The 19,654-nt window shown below is 64.1% G+C and carries 22 protein-coding genes and 1 pseudogene; 13 read left to right on the plus strand and 10 right to left on the minus strand.

The window, feature by feature from the left end:
* Positions 1-38 precede the first annotated feature (38 nt).
* The 5 genes from AC0QDI_RS08650 to AC0QDI_RS08670 form a co-directional block, all read right to left on the minus strand.
* The gene (locus AC0QDI_RS08650; RefSeq protein WP_474667189.1) at positions 39-2,297 is read right to left on the minus strand and encodes a DNA polymerase domain-containing protein; all 2,259 of its coding nucleotides are present in this window, start codon (positions 2,295-2,297) and stop codon (positions 39-41) included.
* The gene (locus tag AC0QDI_RS08655) at positions 2,294-2,608 is read right to left on the minus strand and encodes a DUF8156 family protein (protein ID WP_474667191.1); all 315 of its coding nucleotides are present in this window, start codon (positions 2,606-2,608) and stop codon (positions 2,294-2,296) included. The genes AC0QDI_RS08650 and AC0QDI_RS08655 overlap by 4 nt, the downstream gene beginning before the upstream one ends.
* Positions 2,608-3,315 carry a P-loop NTPase family protein gene (locus AC0QDI_RS08660; protein WP_474667193.1) on the minus strand — a complete coding sequence of 236 codons (708 nt, stop codon included), beginning with the start codon at positions 3,313-3,315 and terminating at the stop codon, positions 2,608-2,610. Before AC0QDI_RS08660 ends, AC0QDI_RS08655 begins: the two co-directional genes overlap by 1 nt.
* A 261-nt stretch (positions 3,316-3,576) precedes the next feature.
* Entirely contained in the window at positions 3,577-4,608 is a 1,032-nt protein-coding gene (locus AC0QDI_RS08665) for a Cdc6/Cdc18 family protein (RefSeq protein WP_474667195.1), read from the minus strand.
* Positions 4,609-4,850: 242 nt separating this feature from the next.
* Positions 4,851-5,204, minus strand: a complete 354-nt coding sequence (locus tag AC0QDI_RS08670; RefSeq protein ID WP_474667197.1) for a hypothetical protein — start codon at positions 5,202-5,204, stop codon at positions 4,851-4,853.
* 625 nt (positions 5,205-5,829) lie between these two features.
* On the opposite strand from AC0QDI_RS08670, the pseudogene AC0QDI_RS08675 reads away from it, so the two are divergent.
* Positions 5,830-6,036: pseudogene (locus AC0QDI_RS08675) on the plus strand (transposase); the annotation flags it as partial.
* 1,647 nt (positions 6,037-7,683) lie between these two features.
* Here the strand turns inward: AC0QDI_RS08675 and AC0QDI_RS08680 are convergent.
* Positions 7,684-8,643 (minus strand): shikimate kinase, encoded by a 960-nt coding sequence (locus AC0QDI_RS08680; protein WP_474667199.1) that lies wholly within the window; start codon positions 8,641-8,643, stop codon positions 7,684-7,686.
* A 497-nt stretch (positions 8,644-9,140) separates the two neighbouring features.
* On the opposite strand from AC0QDI_RS08680, the gene AC0QDI_RS08685 reads away from it, so the two are divergent.
* From AC0QDI_RS08685 to AC0QDI_RS08735, 11 genes are all read left to right on the plus strand, one after another.
* A complete protein-coding gene (locus AC0QDI_RS08685) occupies positions 9,141-10,055 on the plus strand; it encodes an N-acetyltransferase family protein (protein ID WP_474667201.1) in 915 nt (304 codons plus the stop codon).
* Between the two features lie 495 nt (positions 10,056-10,550).
* Complete coding sequence (locus AC0QDI_RS08690) at positions 10,551-10,937, plus strand: DUF7971 family protein (RefSeq protein ID WP_474667203.1); 387 nt, start codon at positions 10,551-10,553, stop codon at positions 10,935-10,937.
* A gap of 178 nt (positions 10,938-11,115) precedes the next feature.
* Positions 11,116-11,598, plus strand: coding sequence for a hypothetical protein (locus tag AC0QDI_RS08695; RefSeq protein ID WP_474667205.1), 483 nt, complete (start codon positions 11,116-11,118; stop codon positions 11,596-11,598).
* A gap of 159 nt (positions 11,599-11,757) precedes the next feature.
* Positions 11,758-12,108, plus strand: coding sequence for a hypothetical protein (locus AC0QDI_RS08700; RefSeq protein ID WP_474667207.1), 351 nt, complete (start codon positions 11,758-11,760; stop codon positions 12,106-12,108).
* Positions 12,109-12,155: 47 nt separating this feature from the next.
* Positions 12,156-12,434, plus strand: a complete 279-nt coding sequence (locus AC0QDI_RS08705) for a ubiquitin-like small modifier protein 1 (protein WP_474667209.1) — start codon at positions 12,156-12,158, stop codon at positions 12,432-12,434.
* A 72-nt stretch (positions 12,435-12,506) separates the two neighbouring features.
* Complete coding sequence (locus AC0QDI_RS08710) at positions 12,507-12,716, plus strand: hypothetical protein (protein ID WP_474667211.1); 210 nt, start codon at positions 12,507-12,509, stop codon at positions 12,714-12,716.
* Between the two features lie 93 nt (positions 12,717-12,809).
* Positions 12,810-13,616, plus strand: a complete 807-nt coding sequence (locus AC0QDI_RS08715; protein WP_474667213.1) for an AzlC family ABC transporter permease — start codon at positions 12,810-12,812, stop codon at positions 13,614-13,616.
* Positions 13,606-13,926 carry an AzlD family protein gene (locus tag AC0QDI_RS08720; RefSeq protein ID WP_474667214.1) on the plus strand — a complete coding sequence of 107 codons (321 nt, stop codon included), beginning with the start codon at positions 13,606-13,608 and terminating at the stop codon, positions 13,924-13,926. The genes AC0QDI_RS08715 and AC0QDI_RS08720 overlap by 11 nt, the downstream gene beginning before the upstream one ends.
* A gap of 55 nt (positions 13,927-13,981) precedes the next feature.
* Positions 13,982-14,242 (plus strand): MoaD-like domain-containing protein, encoded by a 261-nt coding sequence (locus AC0QDI_RS08725; RefSeq protein ID WP_474667216.1) that lies wholly within the window; start codon positions 13,982-13,984, stop codon positions 14,240-14,242.
* Positions 14,243-14,677 (plus strand): DUF8048 family protein, encoded by a 435-nt coding sequence (locus tag AC0QDI_RS08730; protein WP_474667218.1) that lies wholly within the window; start codon positions 14,243-14,245, stop codon positions 14,675-14,677.
* Positions 14,678-14,784: 107 nt separating this feature from the next.
* A complete protein-coding gene (locus AC0QDI_RS08735; RefSeq protein WP_474667220.1) occupies positions 14,785-15,237 on the plus strand; it encodes a pyridoxamine 5'-phosphate oxidase family protein in 453 nt (150 codons plus the stop codon).
* Between the two features lie 43 nt (positions 15,238-15,280).
* Here the strand turns inward: AC0QDI_RS08735 and AC0QDI_RS08740 are convergent, their stop codons facing one another.
* Positions 15,281-15,430 carry a DUF7560 family zinc ribbon protein gene (locus tag AC0QDI_RS08740; protein WP_474667222.1) on the minus strand — a complete coding sequence of 50 codons (150 nt, stop codon included), beginning with the start codon at positions 15,428-15,430 and terminating at the stop codon, positions 15,281-15,283.
* A gap of 179 nt (positions 15,431-15,609) precedes the next feature.
* The gene (locus AC0QDI_RS08745) at positions 15,610-16,269 is read right to left on the minus strand and encodes a helix-turn-helix domain-containing protein (protein WP_474667224.1); all 660 of its coding nucleotides are present in this window, start codon (positions 16,267-16,269) and stop codon (positions 15,610-15,612) included.
* Positions 16,270-16,511: 242 nt separating this feature from the next.
* Between AC0QDI_RS08745 and AC0QDI_RS08750 the strand changes: the two genes are divergently transcribed.
* Positions 16,512-16,898, plus strand: coding sequence for a helix-turn-helix domain-containing protein (locus tag AC0QDI_RS08750; protein ID WP_474667226.1), 387 nt, complete (start codon positions 16,512-16,514; stop codon positions 16,896-16,898).
* Positions 16,899-16,959: 61 nt separating this feature from the next.
* Here AC0QDI_RS08750 and AC0QDI_RS08755 read toward each other — a convergent pair whose 3' ends face one another.
* The gene (locus tag AC0QDI_RS08755) at positions 16,960-17,553 is read right to left on the minus strand and encodes a YIP1 family protein (RefSeq protein WP_474667228.1); all 594 of its coding nucleotides are present in this window, start codon (positions 17,551-17,553) and stop codon (positions 16,960-16,962) included.
* Between the two features lie 146 nt (positions 17,554-17,699).
* Entirely contained in the window at positions 17,700-19,622 is a 1,923-nt protein-coding gene (locus tag AC0QDI_RS08760) for an aldehyde ferredoxin oxidoreductase family protein (protein ID WP_474667230.1), read from the minus strand.
* Between the last annotated feature and the right edge of the window lie 32 nt (positions 19,623-19,654).

Genomic DNA, 19,654 nt, shown 5'->3' on the forward strand with positions numbered 1-19,654 from the left:
GGATCCCGCGATCAGTTGACGGGCGCCGGGTCCCGCGGTCAGTCGACGAACGACGACAGCCGGACCGTCCGGCCGTCGCGCAACGACCGCCGGATCCGGGCGCGGTCCCAACCCAGCGGCGAGACGACGCTCTCGCAGGCCCGCACGAGCAGCGTCGCGTAGTAGTCGGCGTCGTACGCCGAGGGGTCCTCGAGCGCGAGTCGGACGCGCTCGGAGCCGCGCGAATCGTCGTCCGTGACGACGTACTCGACGGACTGACCGGGATGGCGGTCGATCCCGCGACGGTCGTAGCGCTCGAGCGCGGCCACGGTGTGGGTCCGCCGGCCGTAGTCGGCGAGGGACTTCGAAACGCGTTTCGTGATCGCGAGCGCGGCCGGGTCGACGCGTCCCTCCCGAAGTTCGTTCAATCGTCGGCCCAGAACGTCACAGACCGCCTCGGGGTCGCGCTCGCGGTCGAGCGCCTCGACGAACGCGCGCTGCCCGTCCGCGACGAACGCCGGCGTGCTCCGCTGGCGCAGTTCGATCCCGCGGAATTTGTACTCGCCGCTCGTTCGCTTGCCGAAGTATTTCGTCAACGCGCCCGCGGACGCCCCGCTCGCCGAGTCGGGGCCGGCCCCCTCGCCGGAGCCGACACCCCCGATCGAGTCGCGCAACGGCACGAAACACACCCACTCGTAACTGCCGTCGTGCTCGAGGGGGATCCCGACGGTTTCGGAAATCGAACCGATCACGGACTCGAGCGGCTCCGGCTCGGCGACCCGCGGCGTCACCCAGAGGCTGTCGACGATGCCGTGGACGATCCGCCAGCCCGCGTCCTCGAGCCGCCGTTTGGCGGTCAGGGCGATCTCCCGGGCGTAGGCGTTGATCGCTTCGTGGCACTCGATCCGACCGAACTTCGCGTTTCGGTACCCCTGATAGCCGAAACAGGCGACGAGGACCCACTTGATCGCGCCCGACTCGGCGCGGAGTCGCGCCGCCTCGTCCTCAGGAGGGGCGGCCTCGAGTCGCCGTTTTCTGTCGGCCCGGTCGGAAATCAGGGGCTCGAGGACGGCGGGGAGAAACCCGTCGGTCTCGCAGATCTCGTACTCGAGTTCGGGGACGCGATGCGTTCCGGCGTCGGCGGCGTGATCGGCGGTCGCAGCCGTCCCGTCGGCGACGGGCTCCTCGGTCGCGGCCGCCCCGTCGCCGGCTCCGCAGTCACAGCCGACCGTCTCCGGGCTGACGTTGTGCTCGCAGATGATCCGCGGGTACAGCGACGCGAAGTCGATCTCGTGGACGTCCTCGTGGAAGCCGACCTCGGGGGCGAACGTGAAGCCGCCGCGGTCGGCCGCGTGCAGCGTCTCGACGTCGGTGAAGCGCTCGGGTTCCCACTTGTTCCACGGCGCGAGCACGTCCCGTTTTTCGCGGGCCAGCCGGATCTGTCTCGAGGTCAACAACGTGCCGATGCTTCCCCACGCGGCTTCCTGCAGCGGGCGACCAGTCCGCTCGACCATGTAGCGGATCCCCGCCAGCCCCGACTGGTGCCAGCAGAAGCTGTTCGACGTATCGACGATCGCCCGCCCCGGCACCCGATACCGCGCGGGCGAGTGCCCGACTCGTCCGTAGCTGGCATACGTGTTCTCTCCCGCGAGCGCTGTCCACCCCGGCAGCCGTCCGAGGTGAACGTCCGCGAGCCCCAGCGCCTCGGCGCGGCGCTCGAGCAGCGGGATCAACGCGGCGTGGCTCACGACGAGGACGTCGGGGTCCGCCCGCTCGAGGCGGCGCTGGCACGCCCGAAGCGCGCGCGTCGCGTCGCCGCCGACGGACTCGCCCCCGATTTCCAGCGCCGACACGTCGTCGTCGGCCAGCGCGGCCTCGTCGAGGGCGAGCCGGAGCGTCCGCAGGTCGCGCGTCGGCGTCGGATCGAGCCCGCGGTCGAGGCAGTAGCGGAATCCCGGCGCGAGGTCCACGTTGAACAGCCGAACCGCTCCGGGGGCGTGGGCCTCGCGTGCGTGGACGCCCCGAATTTCGCGGGCCAGCGTCCGGACCTCGCCGACGCGCTCGAGGTCGACACGCAGCACTCGGCTCCGCTCGCCCGCGTGGGCCTCGTGGAGGGTCGTCGGCCGCCGCTCGAAACGGGTCGCGACGACTTTCGGATCCGCCTCGAGGCGCTCTCGCAGGTCCGCGAGCGCGTCGTTCGGGGCGGAGACGAACACCGACGGGGTGTAGTCCTCGACGACCGCGGGCTCGGCACCCGACTCGGTCAGCGTCCACTCCCGAACGGCGCCGTTCGCGAACTCGAACGTGTACGGACTCATTCGTCGGATTCCGCAGTGTCATCGCGACTCCGCGATTCGCGAGGGTCGCGATCCAGTTCGTCCTCGAGCGCCGCGACGTCCTCGCGCAACCGACGCAGCTCGGCCTCGTGGGCGAGCAACAGCGACAGGACGAACGCCCGCTCGGGCTCGGGCGGGTTGGCGTGCCCCGCCGCGTCTGCGAATGTCCGGGCCCGGTCGAACAGCCGCTCGAAGTCCCCCTGGTGCTCCCGTCGCAGCGCGCGGCCCATCGGCTCCCACTCCGACTTGAGTCCTCGGAGGGCGTCCCGGTAGGTCGGATTCGTTCGGCCCATCAAGGACGCACCTCGAACAGTCCCCGGTCGTGGGCGGCGACGACGGGGTCGACCGCGTCGACGGCACCGCACAGTTCGACCCAGTAGGGGATCGTCGTCTGCCAGACGTCGCCGTGCCAGTAGCCCGCCGTCGCGCTCGTCGCGTTCGAGTCGTCATCCGCGGCCTCGAGTCGAAGCCCTTCGCGCGTTCGCGTACACTCGAGTTCCGTCTCGGCGTAGTCGGCGACCGTCTCCGAGGCGGCGGCAGCGTCGGAGTTGCTCCCACCGTCGGCGCTCGTCAGGAGTACCGGGCAGTCGAGAACGGCCCCCAGTTCGGAGAGGATCTCGAGACTCGCGGCCAGCAGGTCCTCGCGCTCCCACGCCGCGAGGTCGTCGTCCCGGTAGAGGGCGGCGACGTTCGGCGCGACCAGCAACTCGGTCGTCGGCTCCGCCCGCCGCGCGACGGCCCGCACCAGCGAGTGGTGCTGGTAAGCGGTAAACGCCCGCGCGATCCGTACCCCCTCGAGGACGCGCGGGCTCGACGCGGCGTCGTACAGCGCGTGCGTCGAGGCCGCGTTCCGCGCGTCGATCCAGTACGCCTGCCCGGGACGGCCGCTGCCAGTCGCGCCGTCGGCCAGCCGATCGCAGACCAGTCGGTGAACGATCCCCGACCGCGGCGACGGGACGTGCAACAGCGTTACGCCGGGCTCGAGTTCGAGTCGGTGCATACGTACGGACTCGAGCGAGCGCCTCATAAGCGGCGGAACACCGTTTCCGATAGTTCCGATACTCCGCCGACCGCCCCGAACGGCAGCGTTCGGGCCCCTCGATGAAAGATTCGGTTTCCGTTACGAATTCCGAAATCGGTCAGAGGCCTCGTTCGGGGGCAGTTCCAGTGGCGCTTTGGACTGCTGACACCGGATCGGCCGCTTTCGACTTGCGATCAGTCGTTCACCCGTCGTTCGTCCGCTGCCGTCTACCCGTCCCCGTCACTCGCCGTTCTCGTCGTCCGCATCATCCGCATCGACGAGCCGATAGGTCCGGCCCCGGCGCTTGCCGACGGCCTCGATCAGATCGTAGTGGACCATCTTCGTCAGGTAGTTCCGCAGGGTGCGGTTCGTCTTCGGCTCGTCGACCCGACGCTCGTACTCCTCGTAGAGGTCGCCGGGTTCGATCTCGCCCGCGTCGTCGATCACGTCGTAGAGCACCCGCTGGTGTTCGATCAGCCCCTCGACGGTTTTCCGACGGATCGCCGTCCGCGCGTCCGGGATCGCCGCCTCGAGCGCGTCGTCGGTGATCGACGCCAGTCCCTGTCGCTCCGCGCGGCGGGCGGCCGATCGCAACACGCCGATCCCGACGCGGGCGTCGCCCGAGGCGGCGTCGGCGACCGTCCGTAGCTGGGAGTCGGTCACCGCGCCCGGGTCGAGGGCCTTTTCGGCTCGTTCGGCGAGGATCGCCGCGAGTTCGTCGGTACCGTATCGGTCGAAGCGGACCCGCGTACCGGCGTGAAACCGCGATCGCACCCGATCGTCGAAGCTCGCGAACAGCTCCTCCTCGCGGTTGGCGATCAGCACGGGCGAGACGTGGCCCAATCGGTGGAGGTCGTACAACGCGGCCGTCTCCTCTAACTGGTCGACCTCGTCCAGAATAACGACGATCGGCTCGTCGTCGGCCCGAGAGAGCCGCTCGAACAGTTCGTCTTTCGGCGTCGAGCGGTGGACGTCGACGGCTCGGTCGACCCCCTCAAGGATCCGGTAGAGGACCCGAAACCGCGTGTACTCCTGCCAGCAGTTGACGTAAGCGACCCGCACCGCCGGCTCCTGTTCGCGCAACTGGGCCAGCGTGTAGCGAGCGATGCAGGTCTTGCCGACGCCCGTCGGCCCGAAGAGGAAGGCCGGATCCGGTCGGCCGTCGGACAGCAGCGGCTCGAGGGTCTCCGAGAGGAGGTTCACCTCGTCGTGGCGGTGGACCACCTCGCTCGGCACGAAATCCTCGCGCAGGACGCGGCCGTCGACGATCACATCGAATCGGTTGGGTCTCGAGGATATTAAACGACGCCGGGCCGGTTCCGAAACTTCCGATAGTGTCCGACAGAAGGCAGGCATGTCTCGAATAATCGGTTGGATTGCCCAGTGTGAGTGTACCGCGCTTATTTAATTTTATAGGGCTCCTTATGGATAAAAATCTATTAAAATACATTAGAATTGTAGTATTGGATTCGAGACAAAGAGAGCAAATAGTGCATGTGTTAATTCTATATAATTTACATATCTCCCCGATTATTCTCCATACGTATTTTTATCACATTAGACTCTGAGATATAAATAAACGCGTTCCCACAATCAACCACCTCTTCTGTGACTAACGTATTACTTTCCGAAAAACTTGCTTCAAATGTGTATTTATCACCGTGGTGGATTTTTGTATCGATTTTAACACCGTCAAACGAGTCTTTATGTGGTTCTAATTCAAGAGTGTCTGAAAATAAAACGGTACCATCATTATCTGTAATTCTCACTGATAAATCTTTCATTTGTTCAGATAGATTGGATATTATAACACCCCATTCATCCGGACATTCGTTTTCTTCGGAGTTTTCTTTTGGTTCTTTATTCATACACCCTGCTGCAGATACAACGGAAAGGGAATAGGACGCGGCGAGAAATGTACGACGGTTCATGTGTTAAATATGGAAGAGATGCATTAGCAAATTTCTTTCGGAACCCAGACACGTAACAAACCGCCATATGTATCGATTTAAAATTTTTCGCGTTTGTACTGTATAAAGTGAAGAAATTAGTTGATTTGCTGGTGAATGTGGAGCTTGGAGGAGGGGTTACGGAATTCCCACGCTAGCGACCCGACCCCCAGAAAGGAGGCGTCTTGTCTATGCGGTTCGTTGGTTTGATGCTAGCCGTATTTGAGTTCGTAACGATGTTTGCGTATTGAACTATTGATGCTCGTTCTGTACAGTCACCCGTACCAGTCAATTCAAATAAATGTTTTTTAGATGGCATTTTTCGTCTTATCGAGTAGTGTCGGTAACTCAACCTACTCAATCCCCGTTCGATCACGATAGGTACTTCACATTTACCGTCAACGAGGAGACTTACAACGGAAGCATCCACTTCCAGACCCACTACGCCGAGAAACCTGATTTTGTCGAAGTTCTACGAAATTCCTTCTTCCGCAACGGAACTCTCAATGATACTCGTACTGACTGGCATCGGAACACTAGAACGTTCCGTGTCCGCACAACGAGCAAACGCCACACGTATCGGTTCTTCAATTTCGTGTTCGCGTGCGTGCTGTACAACGTCTGGCGACTCGTGGACTTGCTTGTGAAACTATCTATTGAGAGCGAAAACCCGACATATGAGCCGTGCGTAGACGCAAATCAGTTTCTCACCGTAGCGAAGGAATTCTATGGCCTTGACCCGCCCGACTAACCAGAACCGTCCCGCGACTGCCGACCCCTGAGCGGCGGCGCTGTTCTGTACCCCAGTTTTTGACGGATTCACTCCGATTCCTGTAGTGGCCACCTCATTCTGTTCTACTATCCCTTTCGTACAGGCAGATTAAATCGAGAACACCCTCGCCCAACCGATTATCTGGCTATATGCCTGCCTTCTGGTCCGTAATTCGATATTGCGACATGCAGTTTATCACGAGTGCGCGAAGCATCGTTCGGCGTAGCTGGTTCCGGCAGTATGCATCGCTCTGCAGCCACTTTTCAGCGGTTTCCGGGCCCCAAAGACCGAATCGACTGGCGATACCGGCGTGACCGCTCGAGCTGGAGGTTTACTCGACAGTATCATCCACCACGACGTGGGTTCGGTGTTGGCCAGCGAAAGCCCCACACGCTCGCCGGAGGAGCGGTCACGAATATCGAAACCGGCGGTTTCGCGCTCGTCGATCGCTCGGCAGAGGTGGGGGGTCGAGTGCTACTGCTGACCGACCGTGGTGCTGCCGAGCGAGTGATCGACGACTAAAACGGAGTACACACTGATCGCACACTCCGCGGTTCTCGCTCGCGGTACTCGCTCACGGCTCGCATCGCTCGACGTCTGCTCACGGGCACTCCGCGCCCGTTCGCACGGTTCGCGGAATCTTCGATCCCGCGCTATTCGCATTCCCGCGGTTCTCGCTCACGTTGTTCGCCCCGAACCGCGCATCGCTCCGAACCGGCTCCTGTCGTGCGGCCGAGTGTGCAGTGACTGTCGTAGCTACTACCCACCGATTATACCAGACGGGTCGCGAGGGACTGCATTCCGAGTGCAGCAATCCAGTCGGGACGCTGTCGCTCGACTACGACGGCAGCCATTCGAGAGTAGCGCGACTCACCGTGTGGAGTCGGCTCGAGCCGAGATAGAACTCGAACGGGAGAACGACTGCCCGACACCCGAACGCGAACGGGCCGATCGACCGCTTGCACCCCGGGTTCACGGCCGCGAAAGCCGGTTGTCTCGTCTGTGACAGAGCCGTTACACGCGCGACAATGATAGCCGACCGCGCAAACTGTCCGTCTCGCCCCCCGAACGGACACGACTCGAATTGACGCGTCGGAACTGACCGTCCGATGGCGGTGGTCGGAACCCGCCTCGCGAACCCGCGAATGGTGGATCGACGGGGCCGGGGACCGATGCGTGGCGCTTCCGTTCCGACTGGAATCGAATCACCGGCCCGCTGGTCACGAGCGAACGCCTCGACGCGCGGGGCGCGACCGATTCGACTCGAGACGAACGGTCGACGGCTCTGTTTCGGCCTGTTCCGACCCGTTCGGATCGTGTTCCCAACCGATACGGTCGCGCGCAGCGCAAATCCGACCGACCCCCGCGGTGCCGGCCATCGCTACTGACTCGAGTGGGCGGTGTCGACAATCCAGTTACCGGGCTGTAAATCCTATAGAGCTATATCAAAATGGTGTTGCGCTCGAAAATCCTTTCAGTGGGTAAGCCCGTCGCGTCTGTTCCCGGCGTTCGCTCGCCAGTCACCACAGAATGCGCCGAGAGAAGCACGTGAGCGAACGCTCATCGCGACTAGTTACGAAGAAACGCCGCTCAGTTGGCCGATTCACCTCAAAAACGACTGGTAGCTTATGCGCTATCGAGAATGCGCGCCCCGTTGGCGACAGTTTCCGTAAACCAGACTGCGCCGTCTCGGGCCGCCCACTGTTCTTTCACTTCTTCGAGCGCGCTCCGTTCGCCGACGGCGACGAAGCTCGGTCCCGATCCGGACAGTGAAACGCCCTTCGTCGCGGGGAGTGCTTCGAGAATTGGATCGCAACTGAAGCGAAGTGCCGAACAGAATCCGAATCCGTTAATCATCATCGCCGTCTGGTATTTTCCTCTCGAGATGAGATCGAGAACTTCGTCTGCGAGCGGCGCGAGTCGCTTACAGCGGTCGTGATCCACGTCAGCACTGAACGCTTGCTCGGGCGGCGTCCAGACGAGTACGTCCCAATCGACGGTATCTCTCGTCATGAGCTCGTCGTTCGAATTGTCCGTCACTGTCACACCGCCGAGCATCGATGCCGTCGCATCGTCGAACGCCCCCGTCGTCGTCACGTTCGTGTCGCGGGCTGCTTCCACGCCGATGCGAGTCGCGTCCAGTAGCGTGATCGCGCGTTCGTCTCGATCGGGATCCACAGCGGTGCCGTCCTGTCCGGAAACGAGTCGACGGCTGCCATCGCTCTGCTCGAGATCGTGACCAGTCGTGTCGACGACAGCGACGTCGAGCGCATCTAACGTCGCTAACACCGTCGCATTTGCGACGGCACTCGACGATTTGAGGCCGGCAGCCATCGGAATATCGCTCTCGGTCCGAACGACACCGCCTTCGTTATCTCCGAACCGTTCAACGCACCGCTCAACGCATCGCTCGATGAGACGCGTATCAGTGTCCGGGTTGTCCGCTACCTCCCCCGAAACCGTGCCGGAATCGTCGAGTGTCACGGTTGCAGTAGCGTCTTTGTCGATACCGAACGCAGCCCCGTATCCCGTCGCAAACGCACAGAGAATTGTTCCCGCAGCGGGAGCAGCAGCGTGACCCTTCATTGGCGACGAGTATGAAAAGCAAACACAAAGCGGTAGCGGTTCCTGAGTAACACCCCCACACGATGGCATCCGGTACCGGCGGGACACCGCATCCGGTTTCCAGCGGAGAAAGACGATACTAGTGCCTCGCGAAACGGTGATTCTCGTTATGGATAGGAGAAGAGAGATCGCAATACACATTCTCACAGCTACACAGTATAGCTGCGGAAATAGTGTACAACGCTCTCGAGCGATAGACCCGTTTCTGGCACGACCGACACCGGGGAGTGTGGAATCCAGCGAACCAGCGTGTCGCTCGCTCCAATCGAGGCGCTGGCGGGCCTGGAACAGCGGGCGTAATTCGCTCGAATAACAGGAGATTGCCCGGACGCGACGCGGGTGAGCGACCGTCGTAACGGCCAGCGTTCACGGGCAATGTGCCGCTTCGCGGCGCGCGTTCGCGGGCAGCGATCGATACGCGTCGCATACTAATGGCCTCGGTCGGCGGGGTCGTCCGTATGAGCATGTATCCGTCGGGATCCTTCGAGAACGACGTACAGCGGCGCATCTACGAGTACGTCGAGCGTAACGGTGCCGTCACCCCGGCCGAACTGGCGCGCGCGATCGAGATCGACGACGGTCGATCTCACTCGAAACCCGCTCGGTCGGGGAGCTACACCGAAACGACACCGCCCGCACCGGACGAGCTTCGGTCGTCCCTCGAGGCGCTGCGAGCAGACGGCTATCTGACCGAAACCGATGGGAAGCTTCGGGTCGCGCTCTCGGCCACGACCACGAGTCTGGAGTGCGAGGACGGCGTCGTCGCGATCCGGCCGGCGCGCGAGGAGGACCGTGCGGGCGTCGTCGAGACGATGCGGGCGGTCGCCGACGACGGGACGTACGTCGTCGCCGAAAACGTCGCGACGGAACTCGAGCGCGAACGGGCGCTCGTCCGGGCCAACGAGGAGCGCTCTCGGATCGTCTTCGTCGCGGTCCGCAGGCGGGAGCCGGCCGGGGACGAAACCGAAGCGGCCGAAAGCTCTGAACCGGACGAGGATACCCGAACGGACGATTCCGGGGCAGCGGAGGGAACCGAGCCGAACGAGGGCGCACCGATGGGAGACCGCGAGGTCGTCGGCTGGCTCCATCTCGACGCCCCCGAACTCCAGTCGCTTCGGCACACGGCCGAAGTGACCGTCGGAGTCGATCCCCGATATCGGCGCCAGGGGATCGGATCGTCGCTGCTCGAGTACGGTCTCGAGTGGGCGTCCGACGCCGGCTACCGGAAGCTCTACCAGAACCTGCCGGCGACCAACGAGGCCGCGATCGAGTTCCTCGAGGAGAACGGCTGGCGGCGCGAGGGCGAACACGAGGGGCAATACCGTCTCGAGGGCGAGTTCGTCGACGAGATCATGCTGGCGACGTGGCCCTAGCGGCGTGACTTCCGTCGATGGCGTCACGTCTCGTATCGTTCAGTTGGAAACAGCTATCTGATTACGACCAATTCGGCTGGGAGCGGAACGGTGAGTTCTGATGGGGATCGGGCGAGACGAAGCGTCCTGCTACCGCGACAATAGGGAACGACCACGACCTCCCCAGCCGATTTCTCTTCACGGGGCGAAGCCCCGTTCGGATGGTTCGCGGAACCTCCGGTTCCGCGCTAACACTCGCTCCCTGCCGTCGCTCGCTCATCCACTGGAAGACGCAAGCGACTTCCAAGCAGTCGCTCGTCCTCGTTATCACTCGGACGACCGACAGCGCGCGCCACCGCACGTCGGTTGATCGATCGGGGAGATACATTGATTTCCCGATGGGTCGGTCTGCTATTCGTCGGACGACCGCACCACGTGTGAACTGGCGAACGTATCCGGGTCAGTGCCATCGAATCGGGGACCACGTTCTTGCCAGTCGACTTCGTACAACGTCGCATGGACGAAATATCCCTCGGCGTTCCGGAACCGATCCTCGAGCGACTGCCGGCTGAGGACGAGAGCGCGGCCGCGGACATGCAAAAGGCCGTTGCGGGCTGGGAAGAGCAACTCAATCGGGTCATCGAGGAGGCCGACGACGAGCGCGAGGCCGCCGGAAAGATACTCGAGGCGATCGACCGCTTCGAGGAGCGTTACGAGACCTACGACGCCTTCGTCCCCGAACTGCGGGCGTGGGGGCAGTCGCCGATCTACGCGATCGCGTGGCGGACGCTGTACGCCGACGTGATCGCGCAACTCCACGCGCACGACGGACTCAGCGACCACCTCGATCGGGAGCGAAACGCGCGGTTGGTGGCGGACGGCATTCGGTTGCAGGATCTGTGACGACGACGAGGCCGCCGGTCGATCCGCCAACAGCGGAACTTATCAATCCTATACATAGTTGTATATAGGCCTATTATCGAGAATTATTGCCCACAGGCCCTATTCTCCGGACATCATTTGAAGAGATGAAATAATTATGGTAGTAACAATTTTGTAGCTGGATTCGAGAGTGAAACGTGTGGCAACGATCGACCGGACGACGCCGGACGGGACGGACGCGATCGACCTGACGACCCGCGTGCGCCGTCGGCTCCTGCCAGCGCTCCACCGGATCAAGGAACCCTTCGGCGGCTACGCCATCTGCAGACAATACCCCGAGGAGTACGTCGGCACCGTCAAACGCGGGCTAGACGAGGCCCGTTCGATCCTCGAGGAACTGGCGTTCGAACGGGAGCCGATCGCCTCCCTGAAGGTCCACGACGACGGGCGGCGCTCGGCGGGCAGTTGGGTCCGGAGAGAGTCGTCCTTTGCATCGTGGCAACTGCACGTCACGCTGTTTCGAACCGGCGAGGGAACCGTCGACGTGTTCGCCCATCGCGAGTACTCGTGGCTACGCCACCCGTACAAACACTATACGCAAGCGGGATGGGACAGTCGCGGCGGCGTCGAACGGATGCGGGCGATACTCTCGACCCACGGCGTCCCGTTCCGGATCGAGTAGTGGATGGAGTAGGGGGACGACGGACAGGGAATCAGCAGACAAACTCGACGACGGGACGGATCGGACGGCGTCGCTCACCCCCGTAGCCCGCGTCCCCACAGCGACGACCGGCCCACACCCATCCCAAGCGTTGAAATTCCGGGCCTGGTTAAAGAGCGTATGAAGTTCGCTGTCTCCCGATCGGGGACGACGCTCGTGACGCTACACGGCGGCTCCGATACGACCGCCTGCGACGAGGCAACGTCGACGCTCGCCGAAACCCTCGAGTCCCTCGCGGCCGCGGGGACGATCACGGACTGGGAAATCGCCGACGCTGACGTCTACGAGCATCCGACCGCCCCGTTCGACCCGTACACGATCACCCTCGAGTTTTCGGTGACGGTTACCGTCGAGGCCGACGACGCCGACGCGGCGAGCGAACGCGGCGCGAGCGCCATCGACGACGCGCTCGCGAACGCCGATATCGAGTCGGTCTCGTACACGTCGTCGCCGGCGGCATCGACCGCCTGATCCGGTCCACCGCCCGCACTTATGCCGTCCGAACACGAGTATGGGGTATGGACATCGATCTCCGGTTTTTCGCCACCTTTCGGGAAGCCGTCGGAGCGAAAGAGCGAACGCGAACCGTCGACGACGACGCGACCGTCGGCGACGTGCTCACCGCCCTCGAGGCCGAGTACGACGGCCTCGAGGGGCAGTTACTCGAGGACGGAGCGATCCGGCCGCAGCTGAGCGTGCTGAAAAACGGCCGCAACGTGGTTCACATGTCCGGCGTCGAGACGACGCTGGAAGCGGGCGACGTGGTGTCGGTGTTTCCGCCGGTCGCCGGCGGGTAACGGCGTGGAAGCCGTCGCGGGACGCCGAGAGCATCCGTACACTTTTTTGTCAGTGCGGCAATGGTATCGCGTATGCTCGATGCAGTCGCCGAACTGATACTCGATCTGGGGTTCGACCGGCTCGTCGGCCGCGACAGCGACCAGACGATGGTCCAGCAGTGCTGTCTCTTCGTCGGCGTCGTGGTCGTCCTGCTCGCGATCGCCCTCGCGGTCGCCGGCGGCCCGTGGTACGGACTCGCCACAGCGCTCGTCGGCGTCGCACTGATCGTCTATGGACGGTAAGTCGCCGGTCCCCCGTGCAAAGCGCTGTCAAGAATCACGGCGTCCGCGTGCGATTTCGAGAACGCTTTACGCGTCGTTCGACTCGAGACGACCGTGACGGAAACCGACGGCAACGCCCCGGATTCAGGTCCCGTCCCCGGCCCCGACGAGTCCGCCGGCCGGCCGTCTGACGAGCGAACCGAGGAGACTCGGATCACGGCAGACGACGAGCGCGAGCCCGTGACGTTCGATCGGGAGGGGATCCGCGCCGGCTTTCTCACCTGTCTGCCGGTCGCGATCGGCGTCGGCGGCTACGGAATCGCGTTCGGGATGCTCGCCCGGCGGGCCGGACTGAGCGTCGCGGAGGCGACGCTCATGAGCGCGACCGTGCTCGCCGGTGCCGCCCAGATCGTCGCCGTCGAACTCTGGGCGGAGCCGCTCCCGGCCGCGACGATCGTCCTCGCGACGCTCGCGATCAATCTCCGCTACTCCCTGATGGGCGCGGCGCTGGGGCCGTGGCTCGAGCGGCTCTCTTCGCTCCGGGGCTACGGGAGCCTCCTGCTCATGGCCGACGAGAACTGGGCGCTGACGATGCGCGAACTCAAGTCCGGCGGCGGTCGCGGCGCGTTCCTCCTGGGGACCGGCATCGCGATCTGGTCGTGCTGGGTCGGGGCGACGATCGTCGGCGCGACCGCCGGGGGTGCGATCGGCGATCCGTCACGGTACGGGATCGACTTCGTCCTCGCGGCGGTCTTCGTCGCGCTCGCGGCCGACCTCTGGGAGGGGCGCTCGACGCTCGTCCCGTGGCTCGTCGCGCTCGCGACCGCCGTCCTCGCCGCGGAACTCGTTCCGGGACAGTGGTACATCCTGCTCGGCGGCTTCGCGGCCGCCGCGGTGGAGGTGGTCCGCGATGATCGGTGATGGGGCGTTCGCGCTCGACCCCCTCGTCGTCGGGACCATCCTCGCGATGGCGCTCGTGACCGCCGTCACGAAGGTCGGCGGCTTCTGGCTCCTCCGACGGATCGACGTGAGTGAGCGACTCGAGGCCGGGCTCTCGGTCCTGCCGGGGGCGATCGTGATCGCGATCCTCGGGCCGGAGCTGGCCGCCGGCGGGCCGGCGGAGTGGGGCGCGGCCGGCGTCGTCCTGCTGGTCATGTGGCGAACGGAGAGCATCCTGCTGTCGCTGTGTGGCGGCGTCGGAGCCGTCGTGGTGTTTCGCACACTCGTCTGACGGAGCGCGTTACCGCCGAGCGCGATTTTATCCGTCCGGCGGTCGAATCACGGGTATGGTAACGCGTGTCGAGCGCTCCTTCCGCGGCATCTCCGAGCGGCTCGTGATCCGGTATCTGACGAATCTCGGCGGCGAGCAGGTCGCCGAGGACTCGGTCGCGGGCGACGACTGGACGGCGACGTTCTCGTCGGAGAAAGTCGACATCGGCCCCTCGTTACAACTGACCGAGGTGACGGTCGTCTTCGAGGGCGACGACGACACCCTCGAGCCGCTCGTCGAGCGGTTCGCACAGAAGGCGATGCGCGCGGGTGGGTGAATGGCGGGCGAACCGATCGAGGGACAGGTGCTCGTGCTCACCGCCGCCAAGGCGAGCGTTCCGGGGACCCGACTCCCCGACCTGATCGAACGCGCGCAGGTCGCGCTGGGGCCGAGGCTCGAGCGCTACCGCCGGGAGTACGAACGGCTGTACGCGGGCGACGACCTCGAGATCTTTCTCGTCGACTGGGGCCACTGGGCGGAGATCGGCGACGAGATCGACGCGACCGACCGCGAACTGTCCGCCATCCGCCGGGCACACGAGGAGCAGTTGCTGCGGATCGGCCGGCGAACGGACCGCGAGGACGAGTTCGAGACGGCCCTCGAGATCCGGGAGCCGGTCGTTATCGGGACGGACGAGGGTGAAACCACCGGCGACGCCAACGGGGAACGCACCGACGACACCGACGGCGAACACGAGTCGCCGAGTCGATAGGACGCGACGCCGGGCAGCGATCACCGCCGCCGACGCATCGGCGACGCCCCTCGCGGTCGATGGCAACTATAAAGATCACGTTGCACCTTTGGCAAACCACCCAGACGATGGCCATCGACCAGGAGACCGAGATGACGGACGCGGAGATCGACGACTTCCTCAGTCGCCGCGAAACCGGGGTGTTGTCGCTCGCACGGACGGACGAACCCTACGCGATCCCCATCTCGTACGGCTACGACGACGGCGAGCGGGAGTTTTACATGCGGATGGTGTCGACGCCCGACAGCGAGAAGCGCCAGTTCCTCGAGTCCGCGCCGGAAGCGCGACTCGTCGTCTACGACGACGCGGATTCGACCTACCGGAGCGTCATCGCCACGGGGACCCTCGAGAGCATCGAGCCGTCGGAGCTGACGCCGGAGGAAATCGCCCAGTACGGGAACGCAAAGCGGCCGCTGTTCGAGATATGGGCCGAAGGGAAGGACGCCCTGAATATCGAACTCTACCGGCTCACGCCGACGTCGCTCGACGGGCGGCGGACGGAAGTCGATCGCGAGGAGTGAGAACGGAATCGAGTCGACGCCATCGATGGCGCTGGGGGAGAGTTCAGTTCGTCTGCTGTTCTGCGACGAAATCCGCGGCCGTGACCGACGCCGCACAGACCGGACAGCCGTGCGTGAGCGTGGCCTCGCGCATCGATTCGTTGACTTCGATCTCCTGCCCGCACTCCGGGCACGTGAACTCGTATCTACTCATGGCGGGGGGTAAGTCGGTGAAACGTCGATTGTCTATCGTCTAGCAGTGTATCCAGTATATATAGGGTTGCGGTTCGATGCCATCGACCCGTAGGTCCCGATACGTTCATGGGGTTCGAGTCGACGGCGGCCGCCACAGACCGCCCGCCCTCGCTCACGGGCTCTCCGGATCGCGGTCGGTCACTCATGGTCCAGAATCGCGTCCAGAAGCTTCGTCTGGGCCGCCGCGAGGTGTTCGGTGAACGTCGTCCCGGTGATCCCGAGCGCCGCGGCGACCTCGCCGGCGTTGGCCCGTTTGGGGTGTTCGAAGTAGCCCATCCGGTGGGCCGTCTCCAGCACCTCGGTCTGGCGATCGGTCAGCGCGCTCCGGTCGACGAAGACGAGGTTTCGTTCGTCGTGGTCCTGCTGGGACTGCAACAGTCGCTGGACGTCGAGATTCGCGTAGCGCTCGCGCAACTCGCCGATGACGGCCTGCAGTCCGTGCATATCCGGCGCGTGAAAGGTCAGATACAGCGACGCACCCCGCGTCCGAACGTCGACGACCGGACAGTCGTGTCGTTCGATACACTCGCGGGGGCAGCCGTCGCCGAGCGCGCGCTCGAAACGGTAGACCGTGCTCGAGCCGTACGAAAAGATCGGCGAGAGCTCCGCGTCGACGTCGAACTCGTCGGGGTAGGACTCCGCCTCGAGCATGAACTCCTCGGTCACGCGCTCGGGTGCGTCGGGGTTGGTGCTCCGCGAGACGGAGTGGACTCGACCGCCCGTCTCGGCGGAGGCCTGCGCGACGACGCAGTCGGGCGGGTCGTCGATCTTCACCTCTGCGCGTATCCCCGAGGCCATCAGTCACTGCTGGGGATGCCGGCCCCCTAAACCCTCCGCCCACGGCCCGCGAGGTGCGCCGAGCGCGGTGCTCGAGGCGCGCGATGCGAGTCGATTTCGAGTGTGGGCTCGGTCCGTGTGCCATCGCGAAACGACGCTCGATACCGACTCGAACCGGTGGTTTTCGCGACCCCTTATAAAGAGCCCTGTATTTAGTGGGACTCACTTGGAGGGGTCGGAGTCGCTACTGTGAGGTATAACAGATGTCCGCGACGAACTCCACTAGCCGAACCCGAGACTGGCAGAACGACGACGCCGTCGACCCGCAGACCGTCCTCGCCGCGCTGGACGACGACGACTGTCGAGCCATCCTCGAGGCGACGGCCGAGGAATCCCTGACGGCGACGGAACTCTCCGAGCGGTGTGACATTCCGATGTCGACGGCCTACCGCAAGGTCGAGATGCTGACCGAGGCCGATCTGGTCGACGAACGGGTCCGAATCAACACCTCCGGCAAGCACGCGACCGAGTACTGCAAGGGCTTCGACAACGTGCTCGTCTCCGTCGCCGGCGAGGGGATCGAGATCGAGATGACGAAACCGGACGGCACGACCGACTCGAGCGCCACGTACGCCGTCGCCGACGACTGAGACGGGCTGCTGTTTTCTCTCGCGCTTCTCCTCCATTCCGACCGGCGACGGTCAGCGGCGGTCAGACGGCGGCCCCGAGCAAGAGCATCGCCGGCTGCGTCTCGGGCGGGGAACCGAGATCGAGGACGAAGGCGGCGATCACGGCGGCGAGGACGACGATAGACGCGATATACAACAGCAACGGGAACAGCGCAGCCACGAAGGCTTTCCCGGTCGAGAGACCGTGAAACGCGGCCAGTCCCCTGATTTGAAGGTACCAACCGTATAGTCCGGGAATCCAGCCGACGACCGGGAACCACCACAGGCTGCTCCGGATGAGCGTCGGGAAGGCGTACGCCTCGAGCGTCACGGCCACGCCGCTGCCACCGAACAGGGAGGCCACGACGTGGACGAGCAGCGCTTCGATAATTCCGAACACCCAGGTGACGACGGCGAAAAACAGCACGACGACGACGCCGATCGCCGCGTCTTCGGGCGATGTGATATTGAAAACGACCACGAGCGCCGCCAGCGGCACCATCGTGGCGAGAAACGAGAGGAACATGAAGGCCAGCGGATAGCCGGCTCCGTGCGTTTCGTCGTACTCCGAGAAGAACGTCCCCGGACTCTTGATCAGATACCCGTTCACCCCTTTCCACTGCTTCAGGAGGCTCATACAAGCAGATACGAATAAGATTATAATAATATAACGAAAGTTGTGAGTTCTCGATCAGCGCAGTTTCGAGACCCGATCGGCAGTGAATCGACGACACCGATAGCGGCAGAAAACGGGCGACAGAACCGACGGACGCGGGAACGGGATCAGTCGTCGCTCGAGACCGCCGCACCGGTGTCGCCGCTGACGCCGGTGCCCGGTCCGAGATCGATCCCGAGCTCGTCGAGTTTCTCGTCCGTGACGACGCCGTCGACCCAGCCGCGGTAGTCGTAGTACTCTTCTTTCATCTCGTCGAGTTCGCAGTACTCGCCTTCGCTCGCGCCCTGTCCGCGGATGCCGTCCTCGAGGAAGCGCGCGGGCAGGGAGTCGTCCGCGCCGTCGAAGCCGTTGAGGTTGTTGTAGTACCGTTCGAGGGTGTAGATGCGTTCGCCGGCCTCGAGCAGTTCGTCTTCGGTGACGTCGCGGCCGGTCATCCCGTTGTACTGCAGGACGTACTCCTCGATGCCTTCGGCGAAGGCGTTGAACTTGCAGATGTCGAAGGAGTCGCTGATGGCGTGGAGGTCCTGGAACTGAGCGGTGAGTTCCCCCTTCCCCTCGTACGCGTAGGGGTCGACCTTCTCGGGGACGCCCAGAATTTCGGCTGCGGGGGTGTACCCGCGCAGGTGGCAGGCCCCGCGGTTCGACGTGGCGTAGCCGATCCCCATCCCCTTCAGACAGCGCGGGTCGTAGGCGGCGATGGTCTGGCCCTTGACGGCGAGCGAGTTCTCCTCGGCGTCTTTCGCGTCGGCGACCCGCCGTGGCCCCTCGGCCAGCAGATCCGCGAGGTCGTCCTCGCGGTGGGCGATCCGCTCGATCATGTCGATCATCGTCTCGTAGTCGCCCCACTCGAGTTCGCCCTCCTCGAGTTTGCCCTGTTCGGACATCTCCATGGCCATCGCCATCATGTTGCCCGCGTCGATGGTGTCGACGCCCATGTCGTTACAGCGGTCGATCATGAGCGCGACGGCGTCGCGGTCGGTGTGGCCGGAGTTCGGCCCGAGCGCGTAGGCCGATTCGTACTCGTAGGACTCGGTTCGAACGTTCATCTCCTCGCCCTTGTGCATCTTCGTCACCTCGACTTCCTTCTTGCAGGCGACCGGACAGGAGTGGCAGGTCGGCTCGTCGACGAGGATGTTCTCGCGGACGTTCTCGCCGGAGACGCGTTCGGCGTCGATGTCGACGCCCTCGGCGTCGCGCATGGCTTTGGTCGAGGTGTACTGCCCGTTTTTCGTCGGGAGGCCGTCCATCTCCTCGCCGATATTCATCAGGACGTTCGTTCCGTACATCGAGAGGCCGCCCTCGTTCGGTGCGGTGACCTCCGATTCCTGAATCGCCTGCATCGCCTGCTGGTGGCCTTCCTTGAACGTCTCCGAATCGGCCGGCTTGGGCATCTTCGTCGTGGACTTGACGACGACGGCTTTGAGGTTCTTCGACCCCATCACGCAGCCCGTGCCGCCCCGACCCGAGGCCCGGTCGTCCTCGTTCATGATGGAGGCGTACTTGACGCCGTTCTCGCCGCCGGGACCGATCCCCATGATGCTGAGGTTCTTCCCGTAGGAACCCTCTACTTCCTCCTCGATCGCGTCGCGCGTGTCGTGGAACCCCTCCCCCCAGAGGTGGGAGGCGTCCCGGAGTTCGACCTCGCCGTCCTCGACGACGGCGTAGACGGGATCATCGGCCTCGCCCTCGAAGAGGAGGCCGTCGAAACCGGCCCACTTGAGCCGAGCGCCGGACCAGCCGCCGTGGTGGCTGTCGGTGACGGTGCCGGTCAGGGGCGACTTCGTACAGACGGCGATCCGGCCGCTCATCGTGACCTGCGTGCCCGACAGCGGCCCGTTCATGAACGCGAGCAGGTTCTCGGGCCCCATCGGATCGACGTCCGGCCCCTGATCGAAGACGTACTTTACCCCGAGCCCCCGCGCACCGATATACTTCTCCGCGTCCTCGTCGTCGATCGACTCGTACGCGACGTCCCCGTCCGAGAGATCGATGCGAGCGACCCTGTCTTGAAATCCACCGAGTTCAGTCATGGTAAGTGCTCGCCCTTATCTACGACGCCCAG

Source organism: Natrinema sp. LJW11, from assembly GCF_056135975.1.

Bases quoted from the DNA above. Each gene is read 5' to 3' on its own strand.
- AC0QDI_RS08650 (WP_474667189.1), bottom strand. From the start codon at position 2,297: ATGAGTCCGTACACGTTCGAGTTCGCGAACGGCGCCGTTCGGGAGTGG.
- AC0QDI_RS08655 (WP_474667191.1), bottom strand. From the start codon at position 2,608: ATGGGCCGAACGAATCCGACCTACCGGGACGCCCTCCGAGGACTCAAG.
- AC0QDI_RS08660 (WP_474667193.1), bottom strand. From the start codon at position 3,315: ATGCACCGACTCGAACTCGAGCCCGGCGTAACGCTGTTGCACGTCCCG.
- AC0QDI_RS08670 (WP_474667197.1), bottom strand. From the start codon at position 5,204: ATGAATAAAGAACCAAAAGAAAACTCCGAAGAAAACGAATGTCCGGAT.
- AC0QDI_RS08680 (WP_474667199.1), bottom strand. From the start codon at position 8,643: ATGAAGGGTCACGCTGCTGCTCCCGCTGCGGGAACAATTCTCTGTGCG.
- AC0QDI_RS08685 (WP_474667201.1), top strand. From the start codon at position 9,141: ATGAGCATGTATCCGTCGGGATCCTTCGAGAACGACGTACAGCGGCGC.
- AC0QDI_RS08690 (WP_474667203.1), top strand. From the start codon at position 10,551: ATGGACGAAATATCCCTCGGCGTTCCGGAACCGATCCTCGAGCGACTG.
- AC0QDI_RS08700 (WP_474667207.1), top strand. From the start codon at position 11,758: ATGAAGTTCGCTGTCTCCCGATCGGGGACGACGCTCGTGACGCTACAC.
- AC0QDI_RS08705 (WP_474667209.1), top strand. From the start codon at position 12,156: ATGGACATCGATCTCCGGTTTTTCGCCACCTTTCGGGAAGCCGTCGGA.
- AC0QDI_RS08710 (WP_474667211.1), top strand. From the start codon at position 12,507: ATGCTCGATGCAGTCGCCGAACTGATACTCGATCTGGGGTTCGACCGG.
- AC0QDI_RS08720 (WP_474667214.1), top strand. From the start codon at position 13,606: ATGATCGGTGATGGGGCGTTCGCGCTCGACCCCCTCGTCGTCGGGACC.
- AC0QDI_RS08725 (WP_474667216.1), top strand. From the start codon at position 13,982: ATGGTAACGCGTGTCGAGCGCTCCTTCCGCGGCATCTCCGAGCGGCTC.
- AC0QDI_RS08730 (WP_474667218.1), top strand. From the start codon at position 14,243: ATGGCGGGCGAACCGATCGAGGGACAGGTGCTCGTGCTCACCGCCGCC.
- AC0QDI_RS08735 (WP_474667220.1), top strand. From the start codon at position 14,785: ATGGCCATCGACCAGGAGACCGAGATGACGGACGCGGAGATCGACGAC.
- AC0QDI_RS08740 (WP_474667222.1), bottom strand. From the start codon at position 15,430: ATGAGTAGATACGAGTTCACGTGCCCGGAGTGCGGGCAGGAGATCGAA.
- AC0QDI_RS08745 (WP_474667224.1), bottom strand. From the start codon at position 16,269: ATGGCCTCGGGGATACGCGCAGAGGTGAAGATCGACGACCCGCCCGAC.
- AC0QDI_RS08750 (WP_474667226.1), top strand. From the start codon at position 16,512: ATGTCCGCGACGAACTCCACTAGCCGAACCCGAGACTGGCAGAACGAC.
- AC0QDI_RS08755 (WP_474667228.1), bottom strand. From the start codon at position 17,553: ATGAGCCTCCTGAAGCAGTGGAAAGGGGTGAACGGGTATCTGATCAAG.
- AC0QDI_RS08760 (WP_474667230.1), bottom strand. From the start codon at position 19,622: ATGACTGAACTCGGTGGATTTCAAGACAGGGTCGCTCGCATCGATCTC.